Origin of the sequence: Bernardetia sp. MNP-M8 (assembly GCF_037126285.1) — a bacterium.
GTDB lineage: Bacteria > Bacteroidota > Bacteroidia > Cytophagales > Bernardetiaceae > Bernardetia.
Map to the genome: position 1 here is coordinate 3868473 of NZ_CP147012.1, position 25578 is coordinate 3894050.

Consider the following 25578-nt stretch of genomic DNA (forward strand, 5'->3'; position numbering starts at 1 on the left):
TTCTAGCTAATAAAAGACATTAAAAAATTCTGTATCAGATGGATAAGTGATTTATTATCCCACATAAAATTTCAAAAAAATATTTCTAAATAATGAAAACTAACTCTTTATCTTCTTCATTTTTATCTTTCTTATCAAAATCGCCATTAGTAGCATCAATACTTTTTCTATTCTTTTTTTCTTGTAGTTCTGATAAAATGACAGATAGAGAAAAAGAAGATGAGTCAATTATTGAATGGCAAAGCACACAGACTCCTACTGATTCTCTTTCTCTTGCTCATGCAACTCAATTTCGTTCTTATGTATATCCAAATTTCAGAACTTTAGAAGTTTATGATAAAAATAAAAATTTACAACAGCGTTATCTATTGTACAAAGGAGAAACAAAACCAAAAACAAATTTTGAATATGATGTTGCTCTTCAAATTCCTTTAAAACGTATCGTGTCACGTTCCACAAAGTATGCGACTTTTATATCACTTTTAGAAAATGTAGATAATTTGGTAGGTTTTGTAGGTTCTCAGTATGTTTCGGATGAGCAAATTAGAAAAGGTTTGGATGCAGGAAAAATCAAAGAAGTTGGAAACGATGATGGTTCAGGAGTAAATTTTGAAGGTTTGCTTAGTTTAGAACCAGATGCCATTTTTACCTATGATGCCAGTTTGTATGGAGGAACAAGCGATACACAGCAAAAAATGAAAGAATTGGGTTTGCCTATGATTATTTGTAATGAAACTTTAGAAAGCTCGCCACTTGCACAAGCTGAATGGATAAAATTCTTTGGTATTTTGTTTGAAAAAGAAGAAAAAGCAACCGAAATTTTCAATCAAGTAAAAAGCAATTATGATTCTCTAAAAAACCTGACAGCCAATCTAAAAGAAGACCAAAAACCAACACTTTTTTTTAATGCATGGTATAATGAAACTTGGTTTATGCCAAATGGAGATAGTTATGTAGCACAGTTTGCCAAAGATGCAGGAGCAATTTATTTATGGAATGACTTGGAAGGAACAGGTGCTTCTCCTTTAGCCATAGAGTCGGTTTATGAAAAAGCTCAGCAGGCAGATTATTGGTTTCATGCCAGTGATTGGAAGAATATGAATCAGCTTATAAGTTCGGACAGACGTTTTGTATCTTTCAAGTCAGTCAAAAATAAAAAAATATTTAATCATAATAAAAGACAACTAAAAAGTGGTGGAAATGACTATTTTGAGAGTGGAGTAGCTTTTCCAAACAAAATTTTGGAAGACTTTATCAAAATTTTGCATCCAGAATTAATCAAAAATAAAGAGCTTTATTTTTATGAAAATTTGAAGTAAATTGGATAAAATACAAATTATCTAGCTATTAAAAAATAAAAATAATTTTGTTTTTTAATAATCTAAAAGTCGGTTTTTTGTGTAAAAACTGTCAAAAATCAGTAAGTAAAGCGACTTTTGATAGTGTTTTGCGCTTATTAAATTTGTATCTTGCAAGCCAAAATAAACACCACACACAAATACACACAATTAAATAAATAATTTATCGGTTCAATTCTATGCTAATAATAAGCAATAGATTTCATAAAAAAACTGATACAAAAAAAATAGTTTATGAGTAATATTCTAACCCTTTCCCCTTCTCGTTTAGAAGTCATGCGCCATTTAGAAGGCTACGTGGATCAAATGACAAGTAAATTTTTACGTCCTATTGATGTAAACTGGCAGCCTTCCGATTTATTGCCTGATGCTTCTAAACTAGATTTTTTTGATAAAGTAAAAGATCTTCAAGAACGTGCTAGAGAACTATCTTATGATTTTTGGATTGTTTTGATAGGCGATATGATAACAGAGGAAGCTCTTCCAACTTACGAATCTTGGTTGATGGATGTAGAAGGTGTACATCAAGGCGACAAAGAAAATCCGTGGTCAAAATGGGTAAGAGGCTGGACTGCAGAAGAAAATCGTCATGGAGATTTGCTCAATAAATACCTTTATTTATCAGGACGAGTAAACATGAAGCAGGTAGAAATTTCTACTCAACACTTAATTGCTGATGGTTTTGATATCGGAACTGCAACAGACCCTTATCGTAATTTTGTTTATACTTCATTTCAAGAATTAGCTACTAACATTTCACACAAACGAGTAGCTCAACTGGCAGGAACACATGATAATTCAGATTTAGAGAAAATGTGTAGTATGGTAGCTGCCGACGAATACCGTCATGCGTATGCGTATATGTCATTTGTAGAAAAGATTTTGGAAGTTGATCCAAATGAAATGCTTTTTGCTTTTGAAGATATGATGCGTAAAAAAATTGTGATGCCTGCTCATTATTTGAGAGAAATTGGTGGAAAAGTAGGCGAAACCTTCAAGCATTTTTCTGATTGCGCTCAACGTTTGGGTGTTTATACAGCAGAAGATTATGTTGATATTATGGAAGTGCTAATCAAGAAATGGAATATCGAAAACTTGAAAGACCTTAATGAAACAGGCGAAAAAGCAAGAGATTATATTATGAAACTTCCTGCTAGACTTTTACGTGTAGCTGAAAGAATGAAAACAGACACAAGTGCAGGATATAAATTTAAGTGGATAGATTAAAATCAATTATTAGTGATAAATGGTTAATTATAAATGAATGCAAGTAGTCCATTTATAATTAACCATTCACAATTATTCATTACTTTCTTCTTCAAATTCTAGTTCTTTAATAGGTAGTTTGTTTTTCTTGGCAGTTTTTCGTTTTCCTCTTTTATAATAAAACCACTCGCCAGTTACTTTTCCCTCTTTATATTGACCTTCATATTTGGGTTTTCCTTCTTCATCATAGTGAATCCAATATCCAGTTTTTTTTCCTTCTTTATATACTCCTCTACTCATTACAATCCCGTTTTGATCATAGTATGTCCAAGAACCTTGTTTTTGTCCATCTTTGTATGTTCCTGATTGAATTGCACTTCCATCAGTAAAATATTCTTCTACTAACCCGTCTAATTGTCCTTTTGTATAAAAAACTCGTCTTGCAAGAGTTCCATCTTCATAAAAAGTTAGCCAAAGACCTTCATACGCACCATCACGATAAATACCTGTACGTTTTACTTGTCCATTTGGATAATAAAAAAAAGCTGAATCTTGTAACATTCCGTTTATCCATATTTCTTTTCGCTCTAGCTTTCCATCTGGTGAATAATACTTTGATGTTCCATTAAGTTTATTGTATTGGTAGTTCTCAAAAGCCATTGTTGTTCCATCTGGATAATATAAGAACCAATATCCTTCTTTATTTCCTTTTACTTCTTTTCCCTCAGCTTTTAGTATTCCACTTTTATAAAACTCTTGCTTTTTTGATTGTGCAACAGAATTTTGTATAAAGCTAAATAATAAAAAAGCAAGTAAATACAGAGTTAAATATACATTTGAATAATACTTATTTTTCATATAATTTTGTTTAGATACTTATAGATAAAAGAGTTCTATCATCAAACCCAATTATCATACTACTTTTTTTGCTCTTGGTAAGACAAGCTACATAAATTTAAAATAAAAAAAGCAAAATAATCAAATCTCTTTTATGAATTCAATCAAACAAAGATTTTAGCTGTTTTTATATCTATTTTTAAGATTTAACTTCAATGTGGGTTTGATAAATCAAAAAAAATGTTATTTTTGTGCTACTTACTATCAGATTATTTGCTCAAAATTGCACATTCTTTAGACTACTTTCCCCTTGAAAAAATTACGAGAAAAATTACCAATTATCTCTTTTCTTAAAATTTACTTTCATCTTTTTACTGAGAATTTCTTTTCAAAATCTTTAGTAAAAGGCTTAGTCTTGATTTTGTTTCTCTGTGTTTCACCTATTGTTAATGCACAAAAGCAAAACAAACACATTCCTTTTGATCCTAACAAACAACTCTCCCAATTCTTAATAGACGTTTGGGATAGTGAAAAAGGATTGCCTTCTGGAACACTTCTACAACTCATCCAAACAAAAGATGGTTATTTATGGATAGGAAGTTATGATGGACTTTTGCGTTTTGATGGAAATAGTTTTGACTTATACACCAAAAATACAAACGACGTTTTTAAGACAAATAATATTACTCGTTTGGCAGAAAGCCAAGACAGTACACTATGGATAGGAACACAAGGAAGTGGACTGGTCAGTTACAAAAATGGAGTTTTTAAATCACATGGTTTAGAAAAACAATACATTGAAGCAATTCATATTTTAGATAATAGTGATTCAGTTTATATTGGTACTCGTTCAAGTGGTTTGTTAGTTTATGATATAAAAAAAGAAAAAATTTTACCTCTTTTTTCAAAAGAATTGTCTTCTGAATCCATTTATGATATTTTAGAATATCCTAGAGGTAAATTTTGGTTAGCTACAAGGAACCAAGGCGTGCTAATTTTGGAAAATAACCAATTACTAAAAGTAGCTTCTGAATTAGAAAATACCCGTACATTAAAATTATATTTAGACAGTAAGAAAAGAGTTTGGGCAGGAACATATCAAGGAATTTTAAGGTATAAAAATGATAAATTTATCAGACAATTTCCAAAACTAGCTGAAGAGCGAATTCATGATATGAGGTTTGATCCAGCAGGTAATTTTTGGATTGTTACTCGTAATAATATTTATCGTCATAATGTTCTGACAGAGGAATTAGAACTTCTTACCACCGATACAGGAGAAGCATTTGATGATGTGCGTTCAGTTTGGTTAGATCAAGAAGATGATTTATGGATTCCCACAGCTAGACACGGACTGTGTCGTTTGCGTGATGGAAAATTTATTAATTATACTGTTCGTGAAGGACTTGCTTATCCTTCTGTAAACTCGGTTGGTGTTTATAATAATACAGATGTTTTGGTCGGGACAAGTAACGGAACAATTCATCGAATAAATTCTAATCAAAATAAAGTGTTTGATTATCCATTAAAAACAAATATTACTGGACAAGAAATATTCAATATCCGTCAAGATAGCGAAGGAATCGTTTGGATAGTTACTTATGACGGTCTATTAAGGAAAGATATTAATGGAAACGAAAAATTATTTACTACAAAAGATGGGCTTCCAACTAATATTTTGCGACTTACCTATCAAGATTCAAAAGGTCGTTTTTGGATAGGAACACGAGGAGAAGGATTGGTAGAGTACAAAAAAGACAAGAAAACGGGTCAAGATAGTTTTTCAAAAATTGGTTTAGAAAGAGGTTTTACTCCTGACTTTGTGATGGCAATAACAGAAGATAATAATGGAAATCTTTTAGTAGGAACAAATAATGGAGGATTAGCTGTAGAAAATGGAAATAAATTTGATTTGTTCTCTACTGAAAATGGATTGCCTACTAATCTTATCTTTAATATTTATTGTGATAAACAGAATATAGTTTGGTTGGCTACTAATGCTGGTTTGGTGCGTTGGAAAGATGAAAAAGCATTTGTTTTTGATGGCTCAAACGGTTTGCCAAACGAAACTATTTTTGATATTGTAGAAGATGAGAAAGGATATTTTTGGTTTTCTTCTAATAGAGGAGTGCTACGCATAAATAAAAATGAACTCAATTCTTTAGCCAATGGAGAAGATATAGACTTAAACTGGACACAATACGACAAAAATGATGGTATGCGTTCCGAACAATGTAAGGGGGCAACGCAATCAATTATTTCTCCTCAAGGAATAATTTGGATTCCTACTAACAATGGTATTTTACACATCAATCCTAATTTTTTACCTATTAATTCTCGTCGTCCTCCTGTATATGTACAGAAAGTTTTTTTAGATGATGAGTTTTTTTTAGAACCTTTAAAAGTAATTGTAAAACCTGAGCAACAGCGTGTCATTATTGATTTTACAGCTCTTAGTTTTCGTGCGCCTGAAAAAGTAAAGTTCAAATACCGATTAGAAGGCTTTGATAAAGAGTGGGTAGTAGCAAAAAATAATAAAAGAGAAGCAATTTATACCAATCTTCCTAACGGAACATACAATTTTCAAGTGATTGCAGCTAATAATGATGGCGTTTGGAACAATGAGGGTGCAAGTGTAAAAGTTGTTGTTAGACCTCATATTTATGAAACACCTTGGTTTATTGGATTGATAGTTCTCTTAGCAGGAGGAGGTATTTGGGGAGTAGTAGCTGCAAGAACAAAGAGAATCAAGATGAAAGCTGAAGAGTTAGAAAGGATTGTTAAATTACGTACTGCCGAACTTCGATCTAGTAATGAAGAACTGATTACTCAGCAGCAAGTAGTAGATGAAAGAAATCTTCTTATCGAAAAACAAAATCATAATATCATTTCTAGTATTAATTATGCCAAACGTATTCAATTAGCAATGCTTCCTACGCTAGAACAAGTGGAAGAACTTTTACCTGAATCTTTTATATTATTTTTGCCTAGAGATATAGTTTCAGGAGATTTTTATTGGATAGAAAAACAAAGCGAAAAAATAGTTATAGCTACTGTGGATTGTACAGGACATGGTGTACCAGGAGCATTTATGTCTTTGATAGGAAATGATTTACTCAATAAAGTAATTCAAGACTATTCTATTACACAACCTAGTCTTATTCTTAATGTTCTTAATGAAGAAATAAGTAATATCTTAAGACAACGAGAAACAGATAATCGTGATGGAATGGATATGAATATTTGGACATGGAATCAGAAAGCTCATACAGTAGAATTTGCTGGGGCTAAAAACCCATTGATTTATATCAAAAACGGAGAGTTACACGAAATAAAGGCTGATAAACTTTCGATAGGTGGGAATTATTCTGATAAGGAAAGCATAAAATATACAAATCACACTATCAAAATTGACTCTCCGACTGTATTATATACATTTTCTGATGGTTATCAAGACCAATTTGGAGGAGAACAAGATAGAAAGTTTATGAAAGGTAAATTGAAAAAACTATTATTAGAAATTTATCAGCTACCTATGAAAGAGCAATATCAAATCTTAAAAGATACATTTGAAGAATGGAAAGGTAATTACTCACAAGTCGATGATGTTTTGATTATAGGAGTTAAAATAGATGTAGACATTTAGTACAGTGTAACATAAGGTTATTTGTGTTTCACCATCCTCGGGGAGGAAACTGACAATGGCAGAATTATAAATTGAACACGGTTTTAATCCTGTTTTACAGACTGTATTTAGATTATGAGTTGCGCAAAACCTATGTTTCACTCTAATCACAGTACACAAAAGTTAGTTTTCAAACTTATCTTGAAATCAAAAAAAAAGAGTTATTTTAAATAAAAATCACAGAAGTGTTTTTTTTTTCATAAATTAAAGACAAATATTGGATAACCGTATTTTTTTTATCTGTAAAGCTGGTCGTTGATGCCTCATACAAGCCCCTTTTTTAAACTATCTACAGAAGCTCTCTGTGTGCTAGATATACATAATCGTATCCTGCACGCCAATACTGCTATGGAAAAACTTGCTCAAAGAGAAGAAAAATTCTTAATTGGAGAAAGTTTTATAGAAGAAATAGAAAAAAGAATTGAAGGACAGAATAAAATAGGTATTAAAGAATTGATTACTAGATTAATAAATCAACTTGACAAAACACGTATCCAAATAAATGAAAAAATAATTGAATCGTATAGCTTCATAAATAATATAAACAATAGAGAAGAATACAAAATTTCTACAATTTCTACAAAAGAAAATTACGTTTATATATCCATTGCTCATACATCAACTACTATTAACCCTGATTTAGTAGAAACATTTATTGAAACAAGAGCCATACAGACAAAGCAGTTGAATACTATCCTAGCAACTGTTCCTGATGGTATTTTTGTTATCAATGAAAAGGGAATTATATCTTTGGTTAATCCTGCTGCTGAGAATATTTTTGGTTACAAAGAAGAAGAATTACTTGGCAAATCAATAGAATTACTTTTGTCTAACCAACCTATACCCGAACGTTTTACGCAGCTAGTAACAGAGTCTTCTTCTGATTTGAAGGTCATTCATAATATAGAATTAATTGCAAAACACAAAAATCAAACTGAATTTCCTTTAAGTGTTTCGTTAAACGAAACTCATTTTGAAAATGGAAAAACGGTTTATATTGCTTTAGTGAGAAACCTTACAAAATCAAAAGAAGTACAGAATAAATTACGTGATAGTCAAACCTTTGGAGAATCAATCTTTCAATCAGCCAAAATTGGATTAGCTGTTATTAATGAATGGGGCTATTTTGTAAATGTAAATAGACAATATGCACTCATGACTGGCTATAATCCAGAAGAATTAATTGGTCAAGTATATTCTATAATTGTACCTGATTTCGAAACAGAAGATAGCATTAATACTATAAAAAAAGCTCGCAGAGGAAACACTACTGCAAAACGTTTTTGGAAGCTAAAGCAAAAAAAGGGTGCATTGATTGACATCGAATTATATATTAATGATTTTTATAATCGTAATAAAGAACAGTTTTTTATTCTTTCTTCAAAAGACATTACTGAAGAGAAAAGTATTGAAAAAGATTTAAGGAATACAAAAGAATTATTAGAAGGCATTTTTCAGTCTTTAGATAATGTATTTTGGTCGTATGATGTCAAAAAAGATAAATTACTTACTATTTCTGCTGCTGTGGAAAAAATTTATGATATTTCACAAGCAGAATTAAAAGATGATCCAAATGCGTGGCTAAAAAAGGTACATCCAAAGGACATAAAACTTGTCAATGAATCTCGTAAAAAAGCAAGAGAAGGACAAAGTATATCTTATGAATATCGCATCATAGACAGAAAAGGAAACACGAAATGGATTCAGACAGATGTAAAAGTAACAGTAGATAAAGAGGGAAATCCTATTCGCATTGAAGGAGTAGATACAGAAGTGACACAACGCATTCTTGCTAACCACGAGTTAGACAATACGAAAAGAATGTTACAATTCATTTTAGATTCACTTCCTGATGGAGTCGTCTTTACTAATCCAAATCTAGAAATAGAATGGGTAAATCCTGCTATAAAAAATCTTTTAGATTATGATAAAGAGGAATATACAGGAAAAGTTTTTTCAAGCCTATTTGAAGAAGAGAGCTTTTTTCTAATTTCTGACCATTTTGACATAATGGAAAAAATGTCTGTTTTCGAAATTGCTCTGAAGTCTAAAAATGGAAAGTTAATTTATTCAGAAACTATTTCTACACCTGTTTATGACTCTAGCAAAAGCATAATTGGCTATCTGTATGTAATCAGAGATATTAGTGAACGAAGAGTATTTGAGCAGGAAAAAGCACAGATTATGCGTTCTCTAGCACAGTTCAAACGAACACTAGATGTTACCAAAGATAGTGTTTTTATGTTTGATGCTACTACGCATTTGTTTATTTATGCTAATAAAGGAGCGACAGAAGCTGTTGGGTATTCGTTTGGAGAACTTCGTTCCATGAAGCTCATTGACCTTATGAGTGATATTAATCCTGAAGATTTTCAACAACTTACTTCTTATGTTGTAAATAATACGAATCATCAAATCAACTTAGATACAACCTTTTTACATAAAAGTGGAGGCAAATTTCCTGTTGCTCTTTTATTGCAATATGTAGATTTAGATGATGGAGAAAATCGCTTTGTAGCTATTGTAAGAGATATTAGTGAGCGAAAAATTACAGAACAATTGCTAAAAGAAAGCGAACTCAAATTTCGTTCTACCTTCGAACAAGCAGGGATTGGAATTGCTCATATCGGAATAGATTTGTCGTGGGCAGCTTTCAATGTTCATTTTTGTAAAATGACTGGCTATTCTCAAAATGAACTTAGCATCAAAAAATTGAGGGAAATAACACATCCAAAAGATTTGCCAAGAGATATTATGCAGCTTCGTCGTGTTCTGAATGAAAAAAGTGAAGGGTATTCTATGCGAACACGTTATATTCATAAAAATGGAGATACCATTTGGCTCAATCTGTCGCTTTCAGTGGTAAAAGATGACGATAAAAAACCTGCATTTATTGTAATGTTTATTGAAAATATTTCCGACCAAGTAGAAGCTGAAGAAATGTTGCGTCAAACTTTAGAAGAACTAAAAGTAAGTAACTATGAATTAGATCAGTTTGTCTATAAAGCCTCACATGATTTGCGTTCTCCTCTTACATCCATTTTAGGTCTGTTAAATATTGCCGAAATTGACAAAGAAAATGCACTTTCTCATATCAGAATGATTAGAGGAAGAATTCATAAACTTGACGAATTTGTACAATCTATCATTAATTATTCTCAGACAAGTAATTTGGAAACTAATTATGAACCTTTGCGAATAGAATATTTGATTCATAAAAATATTGCTGATTTAGATTTTTTACCTTATGCAAATGAAATAAAATTCAAAATTAAATCAAGTCAAAAAGGAGCTGTTTATACTGATAATTTAAGACTAAATGTAATTTTGAGAAACTTACTCTCAAATGCAATTAAGTTTGTAGACAGAACCAAAAAAAGGTCAGTTATTATAGTAGAAACTGCTTTGAGAGAAGACAAAAAGTTTGTTTTGAAAATTACTGATAATGGCGTAGGCATAGATAAAGCCTATCAAGAACGTATTTTTGATATGTTTTATCGTGGAAATGAAACCTCTGATGGAAATGGTTTGGGACTTTATATTGTTCGTCAGGCTGTTGAAAAACTAAAGGGAGAACTCAAATTTGCTAGTCAGCTTGGAAAAGGTTCTACTTTTATGGTAATTTTGCCTAGTTTCGAACCAAAAACTAAAGATGAATTAGAAAAATTATTTATTCCTGCTGAGTTGGATAATAGTAAGGAAAACAGAAATAATTAAATATAATTTGTACTTTAGTGTGAAAAATATAAATCAAATTGAAAAAAATACTTGTAATTGCAGGAGCAACAGCTGTAGGAAAAACAGCTTTATGTACAGAATTAGCAGCTTACTTTGATACAGAAGTTATATCAGCTGATTCAAGACAGTTTTATAAAGAAATGAGCATCGGAACAGCAAAACCTACACGTGAGGAGATGACTTTCATTTCAGAAACAGGAACTTCTAGGCTAATCAAACATCATTTTATAGATTCTCATTCTATTCAAAATCCTTTATCAGCAGGGCAATTTGAAAAAGAAGCCTTATCTGTTATTAATAATTTATTCAAAGCTAGAAACAAAGAAAATGACATCCTTATTCTGACAGGAGGTTCTGGACTTTTCGTTCAAGCTATTTGTGATGGATTTGATGAAATACCAACCATCGAAACAACATTCAGAGAAGAGTTAAATCAAGAATTGAAACAAAATGGACTAGATAGTTTAGTTTCAGAATTGAAAGAAAAAGATTTAGAATACGCATCAGAAGCAGACTTAAATAATCCTCAACGAGTAATTAGAGCATTAGAAATAATTAGAAGCACAGGCTGCAACTATTCAGAGTTCAGAAAAAAAAATGCACAAAACCAAGAAAAAGTAAGAACAGAGAGATTGCAAAAATTAGGCTTTGATTTCATCAAGGTTATGTTAGACCGACCTAGAGAAGAACTTTACGAACGAATAAATAAAAGAGTCTTGCTCATGATTGAGAACGGATTGGTAGAAGAGGTAAAATCATTGAAAGAATACGCTCATCTTGCACCCTTAAAAACAGTAGGGTATCAAGAAATTTTTGAATATCTTACTACTGATAATTTTGAAAAAAAAGAAGAAATAAACTTAGAAACAGCTATTTCAACTATTCAACAAAACACAAGACGATTTGCTAAAAGACAATTGACATGGTTTCGTAAAGATAAAGAATATGTTTGGTTCGATATTTCACAACCAAACTACAAACAAAAATTAATTAATTTCATTAAAAGTCAATTGACTAAAGGTTGATTAATTATAATAGTTATAAAAAAGTCAGTATATCGAATCTTGATTCAAAATACTGACTTTAATGTAAAATAAATTGTAAAAATAGGTCTATAAGCCGAGTCCTGTCCAGTTTGAGCCTTTATTTTTAATTTACATTTAAAATAAAAAACAAACCTGTCCTATCATTTATCTATGCTGCATTTCACAAAACAGCTTTAACGACCTACCCGTCTGCTCCAGCGAGCAACTTTTTTGTATTTATTCTCATAATTAAATAAGAATAAAAACATTCGCAGACTTATTTGGTCTTTCAGCACATGGGGTTTATTCGCCCAAAAAAGTTGCCTTTTCTGTCGGTGCGCTCTTACCACACCTTTTCACCCTTTCCTTTCCACTCATTTTTTCAAAAAAGTAAAAAGGTGGTTATTTTCTGTAACACTTTCCGTCTATACTTACAACTTCTTTTAACTTGGTATAGCCTTCCCGTTAGGAAGCATGTTGCTCTGTGCTGCTCAGACTTTCCTCTTCCATTTTTCTGATTTTCTTACTTTAAAAAGTTACCAAATAAGAAATATGAAAGCGATAAGATGACCTATTAAGTTAATAATATTAAGACTTTTCCTAAATAATCTAAAATTTAGTAGAAAAAGTAACAAAAAATTCATTAAATTCGTTTCAAATTACACTATCGTTTAGCAAATATCAAAATATTTTGTCAATTTTACAGCATTATTTTTTGATAAAAGCAAAAAACTAACAAAAAAGAAATTTTTTTAAAGTGTAAAGCAAGTTTTAAACAAATTTAGATACAAATTATTCCCTCCCTTATTATATTAGTTGTGTCTAATTTTTATTACAAACTTTCTCTATAATCTCTATAAATAACTAGTTTCTAATTTTTATTTTGCTTTAAATTTTTTCCCCTTAATAATTATATAATAATGCATTCATTTAAGACAATACATAAAGAAGAGTACGCTTCAAAAAAACAAATTTTTGATGATGCTCATACTGCCTATAAAAAAAGGTTAGATACAAAATCTGTAGAGATTCCTATTCATAATACGGTTCTTTTTGAAGTACCTTTCGCTAGAATTAGTTATATCCCAAAAGATAAAACAAATAAAGAAGCTATCAAAGATGGTATTCTAGCTCTAAAATGGAGAGGTGACATAACTGACGAGCAATACAAGGAAGTTATGAACAAATTACTTGAGTTTAGTTATCTCTATGGTATTACAGGTTTATTGATTGATGCTATGGAATTGGGCTATGTCAGTATGTTCGCTCGTGCTTGGTTGATGTTAGACTGGATTCCTCGTATGCAAAAACAAGAAATAGAATCAGCTAAGTTGGCTATTTTACGTACCAATGCCCCTATGCACAAAGTAGGAATTGACTATGTTGTTAGTTATTTACAGCAAATGTTGCCTTATGAGTGTAGATTTTATATGAGCAAAGAAAATGCTATCAACTGGATTTTTAGAAAATAAAATCAAGTGTATTGGTTATTATAAGACACGTTTTTTGTATAAATAATTTATGCAAAAAGCGTGTTTTGTTTTTACATTAAATGTACAGGAAGATAATATATAGCAGCACTCTCCTTTTGAGAAGCAGGTAAGTCGCTTTCAGTAGAAGGTTCTTCTGAATTCTCTTTTTTTGAAGGCTTTTTTGGACTACTTTTTAAATCAGAAACTACTTTTTTTGAAGAAGAGAATGAAGGTAAAAAAGAAAACAGATTAATTTTAAGTGTGTGCATTTTTTTATAGTATGAAAATTTTGTAAGACAGGATTTTTTATTTTAACTAATACAAAATTAAGTCCATCAAATTATATAAAAACTTGAATATCAGAGCTTTTATCACTTGTATAAGTCTTGAGTGCATGTTTCTCAAAATTTAATTTAAAGCGATTATTTAGTAGCTTATTGTAATTTTTGCGTACTTATTAGCTAGTAATTTGCATAAAACACAAAATGATTAGATATTTAGGGTACAATGATAAAATTAAAATATCCACGCCAACGTATTTTTATAGCTTTTTTGATTTACACCTTACTCTCCTTTGCTGTGGCTACACTCAGTTTTTGGCTTTTTAGACGTGTCGAATCAATAAATCTGTTGGCTGATAAAGTTCATGAACTACATATCCATATTCGAAATTTATCAAAATTAAGAAGCGATTTTTTATTAAATGAACCACTCAATGAAGAGTTTTATAAAACAGGACACAGTCGTTTTTTGAAAGAGTATATTGTCAATCAATCACAAATCTTAGGTTCAATAAATTCCATCAAAACATCTCCTCAAGCCAAAAAGTGGAATATGACTAAGAATTTGGATTCCCTGCAATATGAAGTCAAGCTCAGTACAGATATGATGAAAGAATTAGCACGCAAGATAAGATTAAGAGGATATAAAGATTATGGTTTGGAAGGCGTAATGAGAGAGTATATACGCTTATTAGAAGTTCAACCTCACATAGACAAAGTTTTAGTTTTACAGCTTCGTAGACATGAAAAAGATTTTATAAATAGATTAGATAGCATTTCATTAAATAAATGGAAAAAAAATTTTGAAACACTTACCGAAAACATTGTTAGCAACACCTATGAATTAGAACAAAAATATAAATATCTTGCCTACCTAAATGCCTATAAAGATGCTTTTCAGCATTTTGTAGAAGTAGATTATGATATTGGTTACCGACAAGAAACGGGATTTACAGCCCAGACTAATCTAAAAGACCAAAAAATTTTGAGACGTATCGATAAATTAGATGCTTACTCACAAAATAAAAAAGATTCAATTTTAACTCAACTTCGTTTTATTACAGTAGTTTTAGTTACAACTTCTGTTATTGCTTCCATGCTGCTCAGTTTAGCTTTTCCATATATTATGAAAATTTAAAAAAAGAACAATTACTCTTTTGATGCAATGTCTATTATAATTGTAATAGATGCGTTTTTTGTGTATATTTGTATAATAATTTTTGGAATGAAATATGCCTTTTATCTAGTAAGGATTTTAGTTAAGACAGATAAAAACGTATTAAATCAAAAAAGTAAAAACGCAAAAACAATTAGTAATAATTAAAATGGCAGAAAATAATAAAGAGGAAAACGCAATAGTAGAAACAGATGTAGAAAATACAGTTTCTCCTATTCCAGAAGATAACTCAGAAAATAATGATAGAGGTAATTATGGCGCAGATAATATTCAAGTTCTTGAAGGATTAGAAGCCGTACGTAAACGCCCAGCCATGTATATTGGCGATGTAGGTATAAAAGGATTGCATCACTTGATTTGGGAAGTTGTAGATAACTCTATCGATGAAGCTCTTGCTGGACATTGTGATACGATACATGTAACCATAAATGAAGGAAATACAATCACAGTTAGAGATAATGGTCGTGGTATTCCTACTGATATACATACAAAAGAAAATCGTTCTGCTTTAGAAGTTGTAATGACAGTACTTCACGCAGGAGGTAAATTTGATAAAGATACTTATAAAGTTTCTGGTGGTCTTCATGGTGTAGGTGTTTCCTGTGTAAATGCTTTATCAGATGATTTGAGAGTAGAAGTACACAGAAATGGGAAGATTTTTGAGCAAGAATATTCTTGTGGCGCACCTAAATACTCGGTGCGTGAAATAGGAACGACTGATGTATCAGGAACTCAAGTTACTTTTCATCCTGATGCAAGCATTTTTACACATTCAGTTTTTAAATATGAAACCGTTGCTAATCGTCTTCGTGAGCTGTCTTATTTGAATGCAGGTGTAAAAATTACCCTTTCAGATGTAAGAGAAGAGTTTGGTGAAAAAGATGAAAAAGGAAATTTTGTAACCGAAACATTTTTATCAGAAGGTGGACTACGTGAGTTTGTAGAATATTTAGACAAAAGCCGTACTGCCATTATTCCAAATGCAATTTATGTAGAAGGAGACAAAAATGATGTTCCAGTTCAGGTAGCTATTCTTTACAATACTTCTTACTCTGAAAATGTATTTTCTTATGTAAATAATATTAATACAATAGAAGGAGGAACACATATTACAGGTTTTTATCGTGCCTTGACAAGAACTTTGAAAAGTTATGCTGATAAAAATGGCTTAACAGACAAAAAAGTAGAACTTTCAGGAAGTGATTTTAGAGAAGGAATGACTGCTGTAATTTCTGTAAAAGTAATGGAGCCTCAATTTGAGGGACAAACAAAAACAAAATTAGGAAATTCTGAAGTATCAGGTGCAGTAGAAACATGTGTAGCTGACGCACTTTATAGTTATTTAGAAGAAAATCCGAAAGAAGCTAAGATCATTATTCAAAAAGTTACTTTAGCTGCACAAGCTAGAATGGCTGCACGAAAGGCTCGTGAAATGGTTCAGCGTAAAACAGCTCTTAGTGGAACAGGACTTCCAGGGAAATTAGCCGATTGTTCGGAAAAAGACCCAGAAAAGTGTGAAATTTATCTCGTAGAGGGAGATTCAGCAGGTGGTTGTTTTGTTGGTACAACAGAAGTAGCTCTAACAGATGGTAGAAATTTGAGCTTTATAGAACTCATCAAAGAAGCCTCACAAGGAAAACAAAATTACTGTTATACTATTCTTAAAGATGGTTCGATAGGTATTGAAAAAATCTTATATCCTCGTAGAACTAAACAAAAAGCAAATTTAGTTCAAGTTACTTTAGACAATGGAGAGAAAATTAAATGTACGCCAGACCATAAGTTTATGCTTCGAAATGGTGAGTATGTAGAAGCAAAAGATTTAAAAAATGGTTTTTCTTTAATGCCTCTCTATAAAAAAATGTCTAAAATAGGAGGAAGAATTACTATAGAAGGTTATGAAATGGTAACTAATCCAAAAAATAGTAAGTGGATTTTTACTCATATGTTAGCTGATCAATATAATTTGAGGAATAATTTAGATGCATTGGAAGATGGTGATACTAGACATCATGTTGATTTCAATAAGCTAAATAATAATCCATCTAATATTAAAAGATTTTCTAAAGAGGAACACTTAATTATTCATCAACAGCATTTAGAAAAAACACTTCATAGACCAGATGTAATAGAAAAATGTAGGCAACTTAAAAAAGAACCTGCTTTTCGTATAAAAATGAGTGAGAGAATGCAAGAACCTCAAACTCGTAAAATACTTTCCGAACAAGCGAAAGCTCAATGGAATGATGAGCAATATATGGAAATGATGAGGGAAAAACTTCTAATTCCAAATGGTAAAGCTCCTAAAAATGTAGAGCGTTTGAATCAAATGCAACAAGAATATTGGAGTAAAGAAGAAAATAAAAATAAGCAATCTCAAACTACAAAAAGTTATTTTGAAGAAAATCCTCAAAAAAGAGAAGAACTTTCTAAAATAGCTAAGGAACAATGGAATGATGAAGAATTATTGTTGTGGAGAAGCGAAACTACTAAACAACAATGGACGGAAGAATTTAGAGAATCTCGTTCAAAGGCATATAATCAGACATATTTTGATGGTACCATTGCTTTAATGAAGGAAGTTTTGGAAAAACATGGCTCTTTAGAAAATTTTGATAAAATCAAAAGAAGTGACTATCCGAAGAAGAAAAATGTATTGAAAGTAAATAATTTTTCAGAACGTTTTTTTAATGGGGATAATCAAAAAGTTTTAGAAGCTGTTGAAAATTACAATCACAAAGTAATAAGTGTAGAGTTTTTGGAAGAAACTCAAGATGTATTTGATATTGAAGTTCCGAATACTCACAATTTTGCTTTAGCTTCTGGGGTTTTTGTTCATAATAGTGCCAAACAAGGAAGAGACAGACAATCACAAGCAATTTTGCCTTTACGTGGTAAAATCTTGAATGTCGAAAAAGCACAAGAACATCGTATTTATGATAATGAAGAGATAAAAAATATTATTACAGCATTGGGTATTCGTTTTGGAGAAAATGAGAATGGCGAAAAATACCTAAACCTTGATAAACTTCGCTATCACAAAATCGTAATCATGACCGATGCAGACGTTGATGGTAGCCATATTAGAACACTTATTTTGACACTTTTCTTCCGTTATATGAAAGATTTGGTTGAAAAAGGGTATGTTTATATTGCTCAACCTCCTCTGTATCTTATCAAGAAAGGTAAGCAGCAAGTTTATTGTTGGGATGAACCTCAACGTGAACAAGCGATGAGAGAACTCGGTGGCTCAAGTGGAAATATGAATGGAGTAGGCGTACAGCGTTACAAAGGTTTGGGAGAGATGAACCCAGAGCAACTTTGGGAAACAACAATGAACCCAGAAACGAGAAGTATGAAGCGTGTAGATGTAGAGTCTGCTGCTGCTGCAGATCAACTTTTCTCTATGCTTATGGGAGATGAGGTTGCTCCACGTAGAGAGTTTATTGAGAAAAATGCTCGTTATGCTCGTGTAGATACTTGATAAAATCGTCAAAATTATTTTTGACAATCTTATATTAAAAAAGCCATAAAAATATTTTTTAATTATTTTTATGGCTTTTTTGTGCTTATATACCTCAAAAATAAGGTTTTTAAAAAATAGACAAATTATTTCTATTTTTTTTCATGTTTTGTGTAACCTTTCTTCATCAATCAGAGTATATATAAGCAGACACACACTTTAAATAGTTCTCACTTTAATTTAATTAAAGTCATTTTTTTAGAAAAGGAAACTATCATTTTTTTTATATTCCTTCTCAAACTATTCTACTAAATAAAGTATTTATTCTTATTTTTTTAAAACTTATTTTAAGAATACTGTCAAAAATCAAAAAAAACAGAAAACATTTATCAAAAACTCTATTAAGTAAATTAGTAAATCAACAATTTCTAATTTCCATTTTTTTACCTAGTCTTGTTACATATAGACATAAATTTTACAAATCATGAATTTTAAAGCAATAATTAGCATTTTTCTTATCCTTTTAGGTATTATTGGATTAGTAATAGGTGTCTTCGGTATTTTCGGACAAAACCTTTCTAGTCAAAATCCTTGGATTTTTGCCGTACTTGGTTTTATCTTTTTCCTTTCTGGAATGGGACTTTTCAAAACCACAAGTGGAAAAGTAGAAGGATAAAAAAAAATACATTTTTTAAAACAAAAAAAAATAAAAAATGTTAATACAACAACGTTATTAGAGTATAAATCTAATTCATTCAACGAGCAATTTATTTTTTAATCTCAATTTTTTAATCTTTATTTAATCTTTATTATTATGGACAAGCTAGAATATCAAGGAACTTGGAACGAAGTAAAAGGTCGTTTAAAAAAATCATACGGTTCACTTACCGATGATGACTTAACATACGCAGAAGGTCAAGAAGACCAAATGTTAGGCAAAATTCAACAAAAACTTGGTAAGACAAGAGATGAAGTAGTCAAGATGATTAAATCTCTCTAGTCAATCAAAAATATAAAAAATCATTTTTATAAAATTAGAAAGAAAATGAATGATGCAGAAGCTACGGTGGTCTGATAAGTACGTTTTCTTTCTAATTTCTATACCTTTCCGACCAAAAAATACTATTCAATTTTCAGAGAAGACAACCAAATCTTCCATTTTTTAATCTCAATTTTTTAAACTTTATTTATTATGGGTAATTTATTATATATCATCGCTGTTGTTCTTGTTATTATATGGGCTGTTAGTTTCTTTACTGGAACTTATACAGGTGGAATTATACACGTTCTTTTAGTTGTTGCTATTATTGCAGTTTTACTTCGTGTTATTCGTGGTGGAAAAATTATATAGTTTGACTACTAAAAATTGATTTCCTTTCTATTTAATTTTATCATACATTTTATTGCGCTAAGTACATGAAAAGTTTAGAATTCATTTTCTATACAATGGTAGTTATCATATTTATTGCTTGGTGCTTAGGATTTTTTTGGTACGATTTAGATAAATCAATCCACATGTTACCAGTAATAGCCTTGTTAGCTTTATCATTTAAAAAATACAGAAAAAAAAGCTTTTAACTCAAGATATATTACGAAACACAAAGCCTTTACAAATCAATTTAATTGATTTGTAAAGGCTTCTTTTTTTATTCAAAAAAAAGGAATTAGTGTATATTTGTGCTATGAATACAACTACTAAACCCAATAAAATAGATAAAATAAAGAGTTTCCTTAATCATCCTATTGATATTGCTCCTTTAATTTATGCAAGAATTATTTTAGGACTTTTGATGACTATTGAACTCTGTGGAGGAGCTTTATCACCTTATGGAAGAACTCTTATAACTGGAGATTATCATTTTTCATATTCTTTTGCTCCTTTTATAAAACCTTGGTCAGAACCAATATTGATGTACATTCATTTTGGAGTAAATTTTATTTTGGGTTTGATGGTAGTTTTTGGGTTTAAATATCGTTTTGCCTGTATTGCCATGTTTTTTTCGGCTACCTCTATTTTTTTGATGGAAAAAACATTGTATATTAATCATGTTTATTTATACTGCATACTATTTTCAGTTTTTGCTTTTCTTCCTGCCAACCGAGCTTTTTCAGTAGATGCACATCGAAATCCTCAACTAAAGTCTTCTGAAATACCTGCTTGGACAGTCTATTGCATTATTTTTCAGCTCAGTATTGTTTATATTTATGCAGGAATTGCAAAGTTAAATATTGATTGGCTTCATGCTCAACCCATGCAAATTTGGTTGGCTGCCAAAAAAGACCATCCTGTTCCTTATTTAGGAATTTTACTGGCTCACAAATATCATGCTTTTTTGGTTGCTTATGGTGGAATTGTTTTTGATTTGCTGGTTGTTCCTCTGATGCTTTGGAAAAAAACGAGAAAGGTAACTTTTATTTTAGCTATCTTTTTTCATGCTATTAATGCGCTCACATTCGGAATTGGTACTTTTCCTTGGTTTTCTATTGCTGCAACAGCTCTATTCTTTCCTCCTTCTGTTTTTCGAAATTGGTGGATTTTCAAGTATTTTGATAAACAACTTCCAAAAAAGAATACCCACTTTTTTCAGTATTCAGATAAATCAAAGTTATATCAAAATTTTGTTTATTCCTTCTTTATTTTATTTTTTGTTGTACAATTTTTTCTTCCTTGGAGAGCTTTTTTTTATGGAGAAGACCCAAGTTGGACAGAACAAGGACATTTTTTTTCTTGGAGAATGATGTTACGAACAAAAAGAGGAATTACAACTTTTAAAGTAAGCGATGCAAAATCAGACAAAAAAGAAATTGCCTATCCTAGTGTGCATTTGTCGTACAGGCAACTTCGAAAAATGGAAAAAGACCCAGATATGATTCTTCAATATGTTCATTTTTTAGAAAAAATTTATAAAGAAGAAAAAGGTTATATAGAACCAATTATAAAAGTAGAATCAGAAATGTCATTGAATGGAAGAAAAAAACAGTCTTTTATTGATTCAAGTGTAGATTTGACAAAAGAAAAACGAAGTTGGAGACTCTATAATTGGGTAACTCCACTTACAGAAACAGAATACATAGAAAAAGAAGATAAAAACGAAGACCCAAACGATTAAATTTTACTTTTTTTGAGAGAAAGCCTATTTTTAAAATCACTATTATCATTTAACTTTGTAAACATTAGTGAATATATTTTTAAACCCTAAGGGTTTTGAAAACCCTTAGGGTTTCGAAACTAAATTGTTGTCGGTGTATTATTGACAACTTTTATATACAAAAAGCTATGAATAATTTATTTAGAGGAACAGGAATTGCCCTTGTTACTCCTTTTGATGAAAATAAAAATGTAGATTTTGATGCACTCAAAAACCTACTTGTACATACACAAGATCACGTAGAGTTTTGGGTTATTCATGGAACAACTGGCGAAGCTGCTACTACCACACGCCAAGAAAAACGAGAAATATTTGATTTTATAGCTGAAAATAACCCAAATAAGTTGCCTTTAGTCTACGGATTGGCTTGGAATGATACAAGACAACTTATAGAACTGATTGGCAAATCTAATTTAGAAGGCGTGTCTGCAATTCTTTCGGCTTCCCCTTCATATAACAAGCCAACTCAAGAAGGAATTTATAGACATTATATGGAAATGGCTGATGCAAGTCCGAAGCCAATTATTTTGTATAATGTGCCAAGCCGAACAGCATCAAATATTGAAGCCAAAACTACTCTAAGACTTGCTCAACACCCTAATATTATTGGCACAAAAGAGGCTTCTGGAGATATGACACAATGTATCGAAATTTTGAGAAATAAGCCAAAAGATTTCATGGTATTTTCGGGAGACGATGCACTTACACTGCCTTTAATTTCTCTTGGAGCAGATGGTGTAATTGGTGTAATTCCGAATGCTTATCCAAAAGAGTTTGGAAGCCTTACTCGTGCTGCTCTGAAAGGTGATTTTGAAAAGGCAAATGAATATTTACATCAACTTTTTCCTCTTTTCGAACATTTATTTGTAGAAAGTAATCCTGTTGGAATCAAGGAAATTTTATCTTTGATGGGAATTATGAAGCCTGATGTAAGACTTCCTCTGTTAAATGCTTCAAAAGAATTAAGCAATAAATTTGATCAAGAAATGAAGAAAATACAGAAACTTCAAATAGCTTAAAAAACTATTTTGATAATCAATGCTTGCTTTAGTGAGTGTTTTTTGTATATATAATAGTATTACTTAAAAGTAAAACTATTTGTAAAGAATACAAAAAATTTAAATTAATTAAAACAATTCTTGGTATAATACTGTTATATATATGTAACGTTACTCAAAAGAGAGTTACTTTACAAATTCATTTTTGTAAATTGATTTATTCAATCTAGGAAAATGGAATGTTTTGGAAGAAACCGTTTTTTGATGTTTTTTCAAATTCGTAGAGGCTAATTGCAATTGTGTTTTATATAATTTTGTGTCAATTTTTAGAATTATGAAGTTAAAATTTCAGAGTTCTAACAAAATCATAAAATTAGCTTATAGTATAAAGTCAATTGTGAAAAGGGATTTCAACGCTTATTTCTGAAATTAAACAAATAAGTAGCATTTCTATCGACATGCCTTTACATCTAAGACTTTAGATTCTTTTATTGTAATTAATAGATAAGTATTTTACTTGTAGAAAATTACAACAATAACTATCCTATTAAAAGAATCAGAATTTATGAATTAGTTTTATTAAATTTGAGAAAGTTTGATATTCGTAAATTCAACTGAAAAAATATCCTTACGTAATGTAAAACTTTAGTTTTTATGTAATTTGTAGATTTCTCTTTTGAGTAACATAAAAATCATAAAAGCTAATAAAATAATCATTCATTAACTTAAACAGAAATCCTGAATGCAAAGAATCGTATTGAGCGGCAGTATTGCCGTACTCGTACTTCTCTTTTTCGGATTTTCTAAATTTTTTGCAACTGCTTCGGCTACGAACAGTTCGCTAGAAAGTGCATCGAAAGTAGATGCTTTTCCGTCAAAAGAACCTAAAACTATTGAGAATACTTCTATCGCTTTTGAAAATCATATCAAAGATATGTATCAGAAGTTGAAATTGAAAAAGGCAGAATTAGATTATCCTGCTTTCAAAACAGCGTATGTGGGTTATCTTAACCTTCAAGCTAAAGGAGAACTCAAAAAAGAAATATTGACAATCTTAGATTTTACAAAATCTTCTCGCTTTGAGCGTATGTGGATTATTGATATGGAAAACCAAAAATTAGTCCGTAGAGAATTAGTAGCTCATGGCAAAAATTCTGGACACGATATGGTTACGTCATTTTCCAATAAACTGCATTCTAATCAAAGTAGTATGGGATTTTATGTAACTGACTCACCTTACATTGGTAAAAATGGAATTTCTATGCTTATCAATGGAATGGATAAAGGCTATAACTGCCAAGCGAGAAATCGTGCTGTAGTTATGCACGGAGCAAATTATGTAAACCCAAGAACTATGAATCGTAATGGAAGATTAGGAAGAAGTTTTGGTTGTCCTGCTGTAGAAATGCACAAGGCACAAGAAATTATAGATTATGTCAAAAGTGGTTCTTGTCTATTTATTTATTTCAAAGATAAAAAATATTTGAATACAAGTAAATGGCTTAATTTAGACAAAGCAACAACTTTTTTTGCTGAAAATATACAGCATAACGCAGTAGACGTACCGAGTACGGCAAGCGTAACAACAGAAAATACAAATGGATAATTCTTAATGTAGATTTATGATTTTGAGATAGATAAAAAAATAACTGAACGGCTAACTACTTAGTAACTTATTTTCTATTCAAAATTACTAAAATCCATTAATTGAAAAGATAAATTAAGTTTTATCGAAGACGAAAATCACTTGAAAGCTGATTTAATCAATAATCCATTTTGTATCTGCTTCAAAGCAGCAACGCTTAAAAGTCGCAACATGGCTGGTATTTTCAACTTCGAAAACTAGATAGGTGAAATGGTTCATCCATTCGCCTGTATTAAAATAATAGCTTTTATCATTAGGTTCAGTTTGTGAATCGGTGGTAGAAGCTATTGTTTTTTTGTCCATTTCAATCATAAGAGGCAAATGACGATGCCCAAAAACATAATAATCTTGTGGATTTTTTTGATGAATTTCATTACAATAATTCCAAATCCATTCTTTTTCTTTGCCTTTATAGCTTTCTATTTCTTTAGGTTTTTTATTAGTTGGTTTTTTAGAAGGTTTACGGCTATTTGACCAAAAATGAGCCAAACCAATTCCGATATTTGGGTGCAACCATTCAAAAAAGAAACGACATATAGGATTTTTAAATAATGCTTTTTTCATAAACTTGTAGGAATAATCTCCATTTCCTAATCCATCTCCATGTCCTAAAGTTATTTTTTTATTATTCCAAACTACTTGTTGAGGCTCATGATAAACTTTTACTCCCAGTTCTTTCTCAAAATAGCCAAACATCCATAAATCGTGGTTTCCTGTAAAAAATACCACATCAATTCCACTATCCGTGATTTCAGCTATTTTACCCTGTAAACGTACAAAACCTTTAGGAATGGTTTTGTTATATTCGTACCAAAAATCAAAAATATCTCCCAATAAAATAATAAGTTCGGCATTCTTACGAGCCATTTCTAACCAACGAAGTATTTTTTTTTCTCTTTCTAAAGAATCTAAACCAGCTTCATCTTTAGAATATCCTAAGTGAAAATCAGAAGCAATATAAATTTTTTTTGATGGGGAAAGGTTTATGTTTTGCATAAATCACAAAAGTAGTTTTTTATAACTGGTTCAAGTGTCGACGCTTGAACCAGTTAAATAAAAAAGAAAACCAACACTAAAAAAATAGAGTTGGTTTCTTGAAATGATTTTTCTATAAGCTAATTTTACAAAATGTAAATTAAGCCTGTGAAGCAGTATAATTACCACGACGCTCTTTGATACGAGCAGCTTTACCCATACGACCACGTAAGTAATAAATTCTTGCTCTACGTACTTTACCACGACGAACCATATCAACTCCTTCTACATTTGGAGAAAGAAGTGGGAAGATACGCTCAACACCAACACCATTAGAAACTTTACGTACTGTAAAAGATTCTCCGTTTGTGTTAGGGTTTTTACGTTGGATAACTACACCTTGGTATTGCTGAATACGCTCTTTATCGCCCTCTTTGATACGAACTCTTACGTTCACTGTATCACCAGCACGAAATTGAGGAAATTTTTTGCGAGCTTCTGCATTAGAAGCTTCTACCATCTGAATAAATTGATTTCTCATTAGAAACAAATTGGGTAAGTTTGAAATA

General features: G+C 30.8%; 18 protein-coding genes and 1 other RNA gene. 14 read left to right on the top strand and 5 right to left on the bottom strand.

The window, feature by feature from the left end:
- Window positions 1-92 precede the first annotated feature (92 nt).
- A complete protein-coding gene (locus V9L04_RS15750; RefSeq protein WP_338790814.1) occupies window positions 93-1319 on the top strand; it encodes an ABC transporter substrate-binding protein in 1227 nt (408 codons plus the stop codon).
- Window positions 1320-1592: 273 nt separating this feature from the next.
- A complete protein-coding gene (locus tag V9L04_RS15755; RefSeq protein ID WP_338790815.1) occupies window positions 1593-2585 on the top strand; it encodes an acyl-ACP desaturase in 993 nt (330 codons plus the stop codon).
- 72 nt (window positions 2586-2657) lie between these two features.
- Here V9L04_RS15755 and V9L04_RS15760 read toward each other — a convergent pair whose 3' ends face one another.
- A complete protein-coding gene (locus V9L04_RS15760) occupies window positions 2658-3422 on the bottom strand; it encodes a toxin-antitoxin system YwqK family antitoxin (protein WP_338790816.1) in 765 nt (254 codons plus the stop codon).
- Between the two features lie 289 nt (window positions 3423-3711).
- Here V9L04_RS15760 and V9L04_RS15765 point away from each other — a divergent pair, with 289 nt between their 5' ends.
- The 3 genes from V9L04_RS15765 to miaA all read left to right on the top strand — a co-directional run bounded on the left by V9L04_RS15765 (window position 3712) and on the right by miaA (window position 11849).
- Window positions 3712-7047, top strand: a complete 3336-nt coding sequence (locus tag V9L04_RS15765) for a two-component regulator propeller domain-containing protein (RefSeq protein ID WP_338790817.1) — start codon at window positions 3712-3714, stop codon at window positions 7045-7047.
- Between the two features lie 297 nt (window positions 7048-7344).
- On the top strand, window positions 7345-10803 hold the full coding sequence (locus tag V9L04_RS15770) for a PAS domain S-box protein (protein ID WP_338790818.1): 3459 nt from the start codon (window positions 7345-7347) through the stop codon (window positions 10801-10803).
- Window positions 10804-10841: 38 nt separating this feature from the next.
- Window positions 10842-11849, top strand: coding sequence for a tRNA (adenosine(37)-N6)-dimethylallyltransferase MiaA (miaA, locus tag V9L04_RS15775; protein ID WP_338790819.1), 1008 nt, complete (start codon window positions 10842-10844; stop codon window positions 11847-11849).
- Between the two features lie 74 nt (window positions 11850-11923).
- Here miaA and rnpB read toward each other — a convergent pair.
- Window positions 11924-12427: RNase P RNA component class A (rnpB, locus tag V9L04_RS15780), an RNA gene on the bottom strand.
- A 342-nt stretch (window positions 12428-12769) separates the two neighbouring features.
- Between rnpB and V9L04_RS15785 the strand changes: the two genes are divergently transcribed.
- On the top strand, window positions 12770-13321 hold the full coding sequence (locus V9L04_RS15785; protein ID WP_338790820.1) for a hypothetical protein: 552 nt from the start codon (window positions 12770-12772) through the stop codon (window positions 13319-13321).
- A gap of 71 nt (window positions 13322-13392) precedes the next feature.
- Here V9L04_RS15785 and V9L04_RS15790 read toward each other — a convergent pair whose 3' ends face one another.
- Complete coding sequence (locus V9L04_RS15790; RefSeq protein ID WP_338790821.1) at window positions 13393-13590, bottom strand: hypothetical protein; 198 nt, start codon at window positions 13588-13590, stop codon at window positions 13393-13395.
- A 238-nt stretch (window positions 13591-13828) separates the two neighbouring features.
- Here V9L04_RS15790 and V9L04_RS15795 point away from each other — a divergent pair, with 238 nt between their 5' ends.
- The 8 genes from V9L04_RS15795 to V9L04_RS15830 all read left to right on the top strand — a co-directional run bounded on the left by V9L04_RS15795 (window position 13829) and on the right by V9L04_RS15830 (window position 23995).
- Window positions 13829-14740, top strand: coding sequence for a hypothetical protein (locus V9L04_RS15795; RefSeq protein ID WP_338790822.1), 912 nt, complete (start codon window positions 13829-13831; stop codon window positions 14738-14740).
- A 187-nt stretch (window positions 14741-14927) separates the two neighbouring features.
- Window positions 14928-18263: a DNA topoisomerase (ATP-hydrolyzing) subunit B gene (gene gyrB / locus V9L04_RS15800; RefSeq protein WP_338790823.1), complete on the top strand. Its 3336-nt coding sequence runs from the start codon at window positions 14928-14930 to the stop codon at window positions 18261-18263.
- 463 nt (window positions 18264-18726) lie between these two features.
- Window positions 18727-18918 carry a hypothetical protein gene (locus V9L04_RS15805; RefSeq protein ID WP_338790824.1) on the top strand — a complete coding sequence of 64 codons (192 nt, stop codon included), beginning with the start codon at window positions 18727-18729 and terminating at the stop codon, window positions 18916-18918.
- A gap of 138 nt (window positions 18919-19056) precedes the next feature.
- A complete protein-coding gene (locus tag V9L04_RS15810; protein ID WP_338790825.1) occupies window positions 19057-19242 on the top strand; it encodes a CsbD family protein in 186 nt (61 codons plus the stop codon).
- Between the two features lie 192 nt (window positions 19243-19434).
- On the top strand, window positions 19435-19593 hold the full coding sequence (locus tag V9L04_RS15815; protein WP_338790826.1) for a lmo0937 family membrane protein: 159 nt from the start codon (window positions 19435-19437) through the stop codon (window positions 19591-19593).
- Window positions 19594-19924: 331 nt separating this feature from the next.
- A complete protein-coding gene (locus V9L04_RS15820; protein ID WP_338790827.1) occupies window positions 19925-21352 on the top strand; it encodes an HTTM domain-containing protein in 1428 nt (475 codons plus the stop codon).
- Window positions 21353-21519: 167 nt separating this feature from the next.
- A complete protein-coding gene (gene dapA, locus V9L04_RS15825; RefSeq protein WP_338790828.1) occupies window positions 21520-22410 on the top strand; it encodes a 4-hydroxy-tetrahydrodipicolinate synthase in 891 nt (296 codons plus the stop codon).
- A 721-nt stretch (window positions 22411-23131) separates the two neighbouring features.
- Complete coding sequence (locus V9L04_RS15830) at window positions 23132-23995, top strand: murein L,D-transpeptidase catalytic domain family protein (protein ID WP_338790829.1); 864 nt, start codon at window positions 23132-23134, stop codon at window positions 23993-23995.
- Window positions 23996-24148: 153 nt separating this feature from the next.
- Here V9L04_RS15830 and V9L04_RS15835 read toward each other — a convergent pair whose 3' ends face one another.
- Window positions 24149-25030, bottom strand: coding sequence for a UDP-2,3-diacylglucosamine diphosphatase (locus V9L04_RS15835; protein WP_338790830.1), 882 nt, complete (start codon window positions 25028-25030; stop codon window positions 24149-24151).
- Between the two features lie 139 nt (window positions 25031-25169).
- Entirely contained in the window at window positions 25170-25550 is a 381-nt protein-coding gene (gene rplS, locus V9L04_RS15840) for a 50S ribosomal protein L19 (RefSeq protein WP_338790831.1), read from the bottom strand.
- Between the last annotated feature and the right edge of the window lie 28 nt (window positions 25551-25578).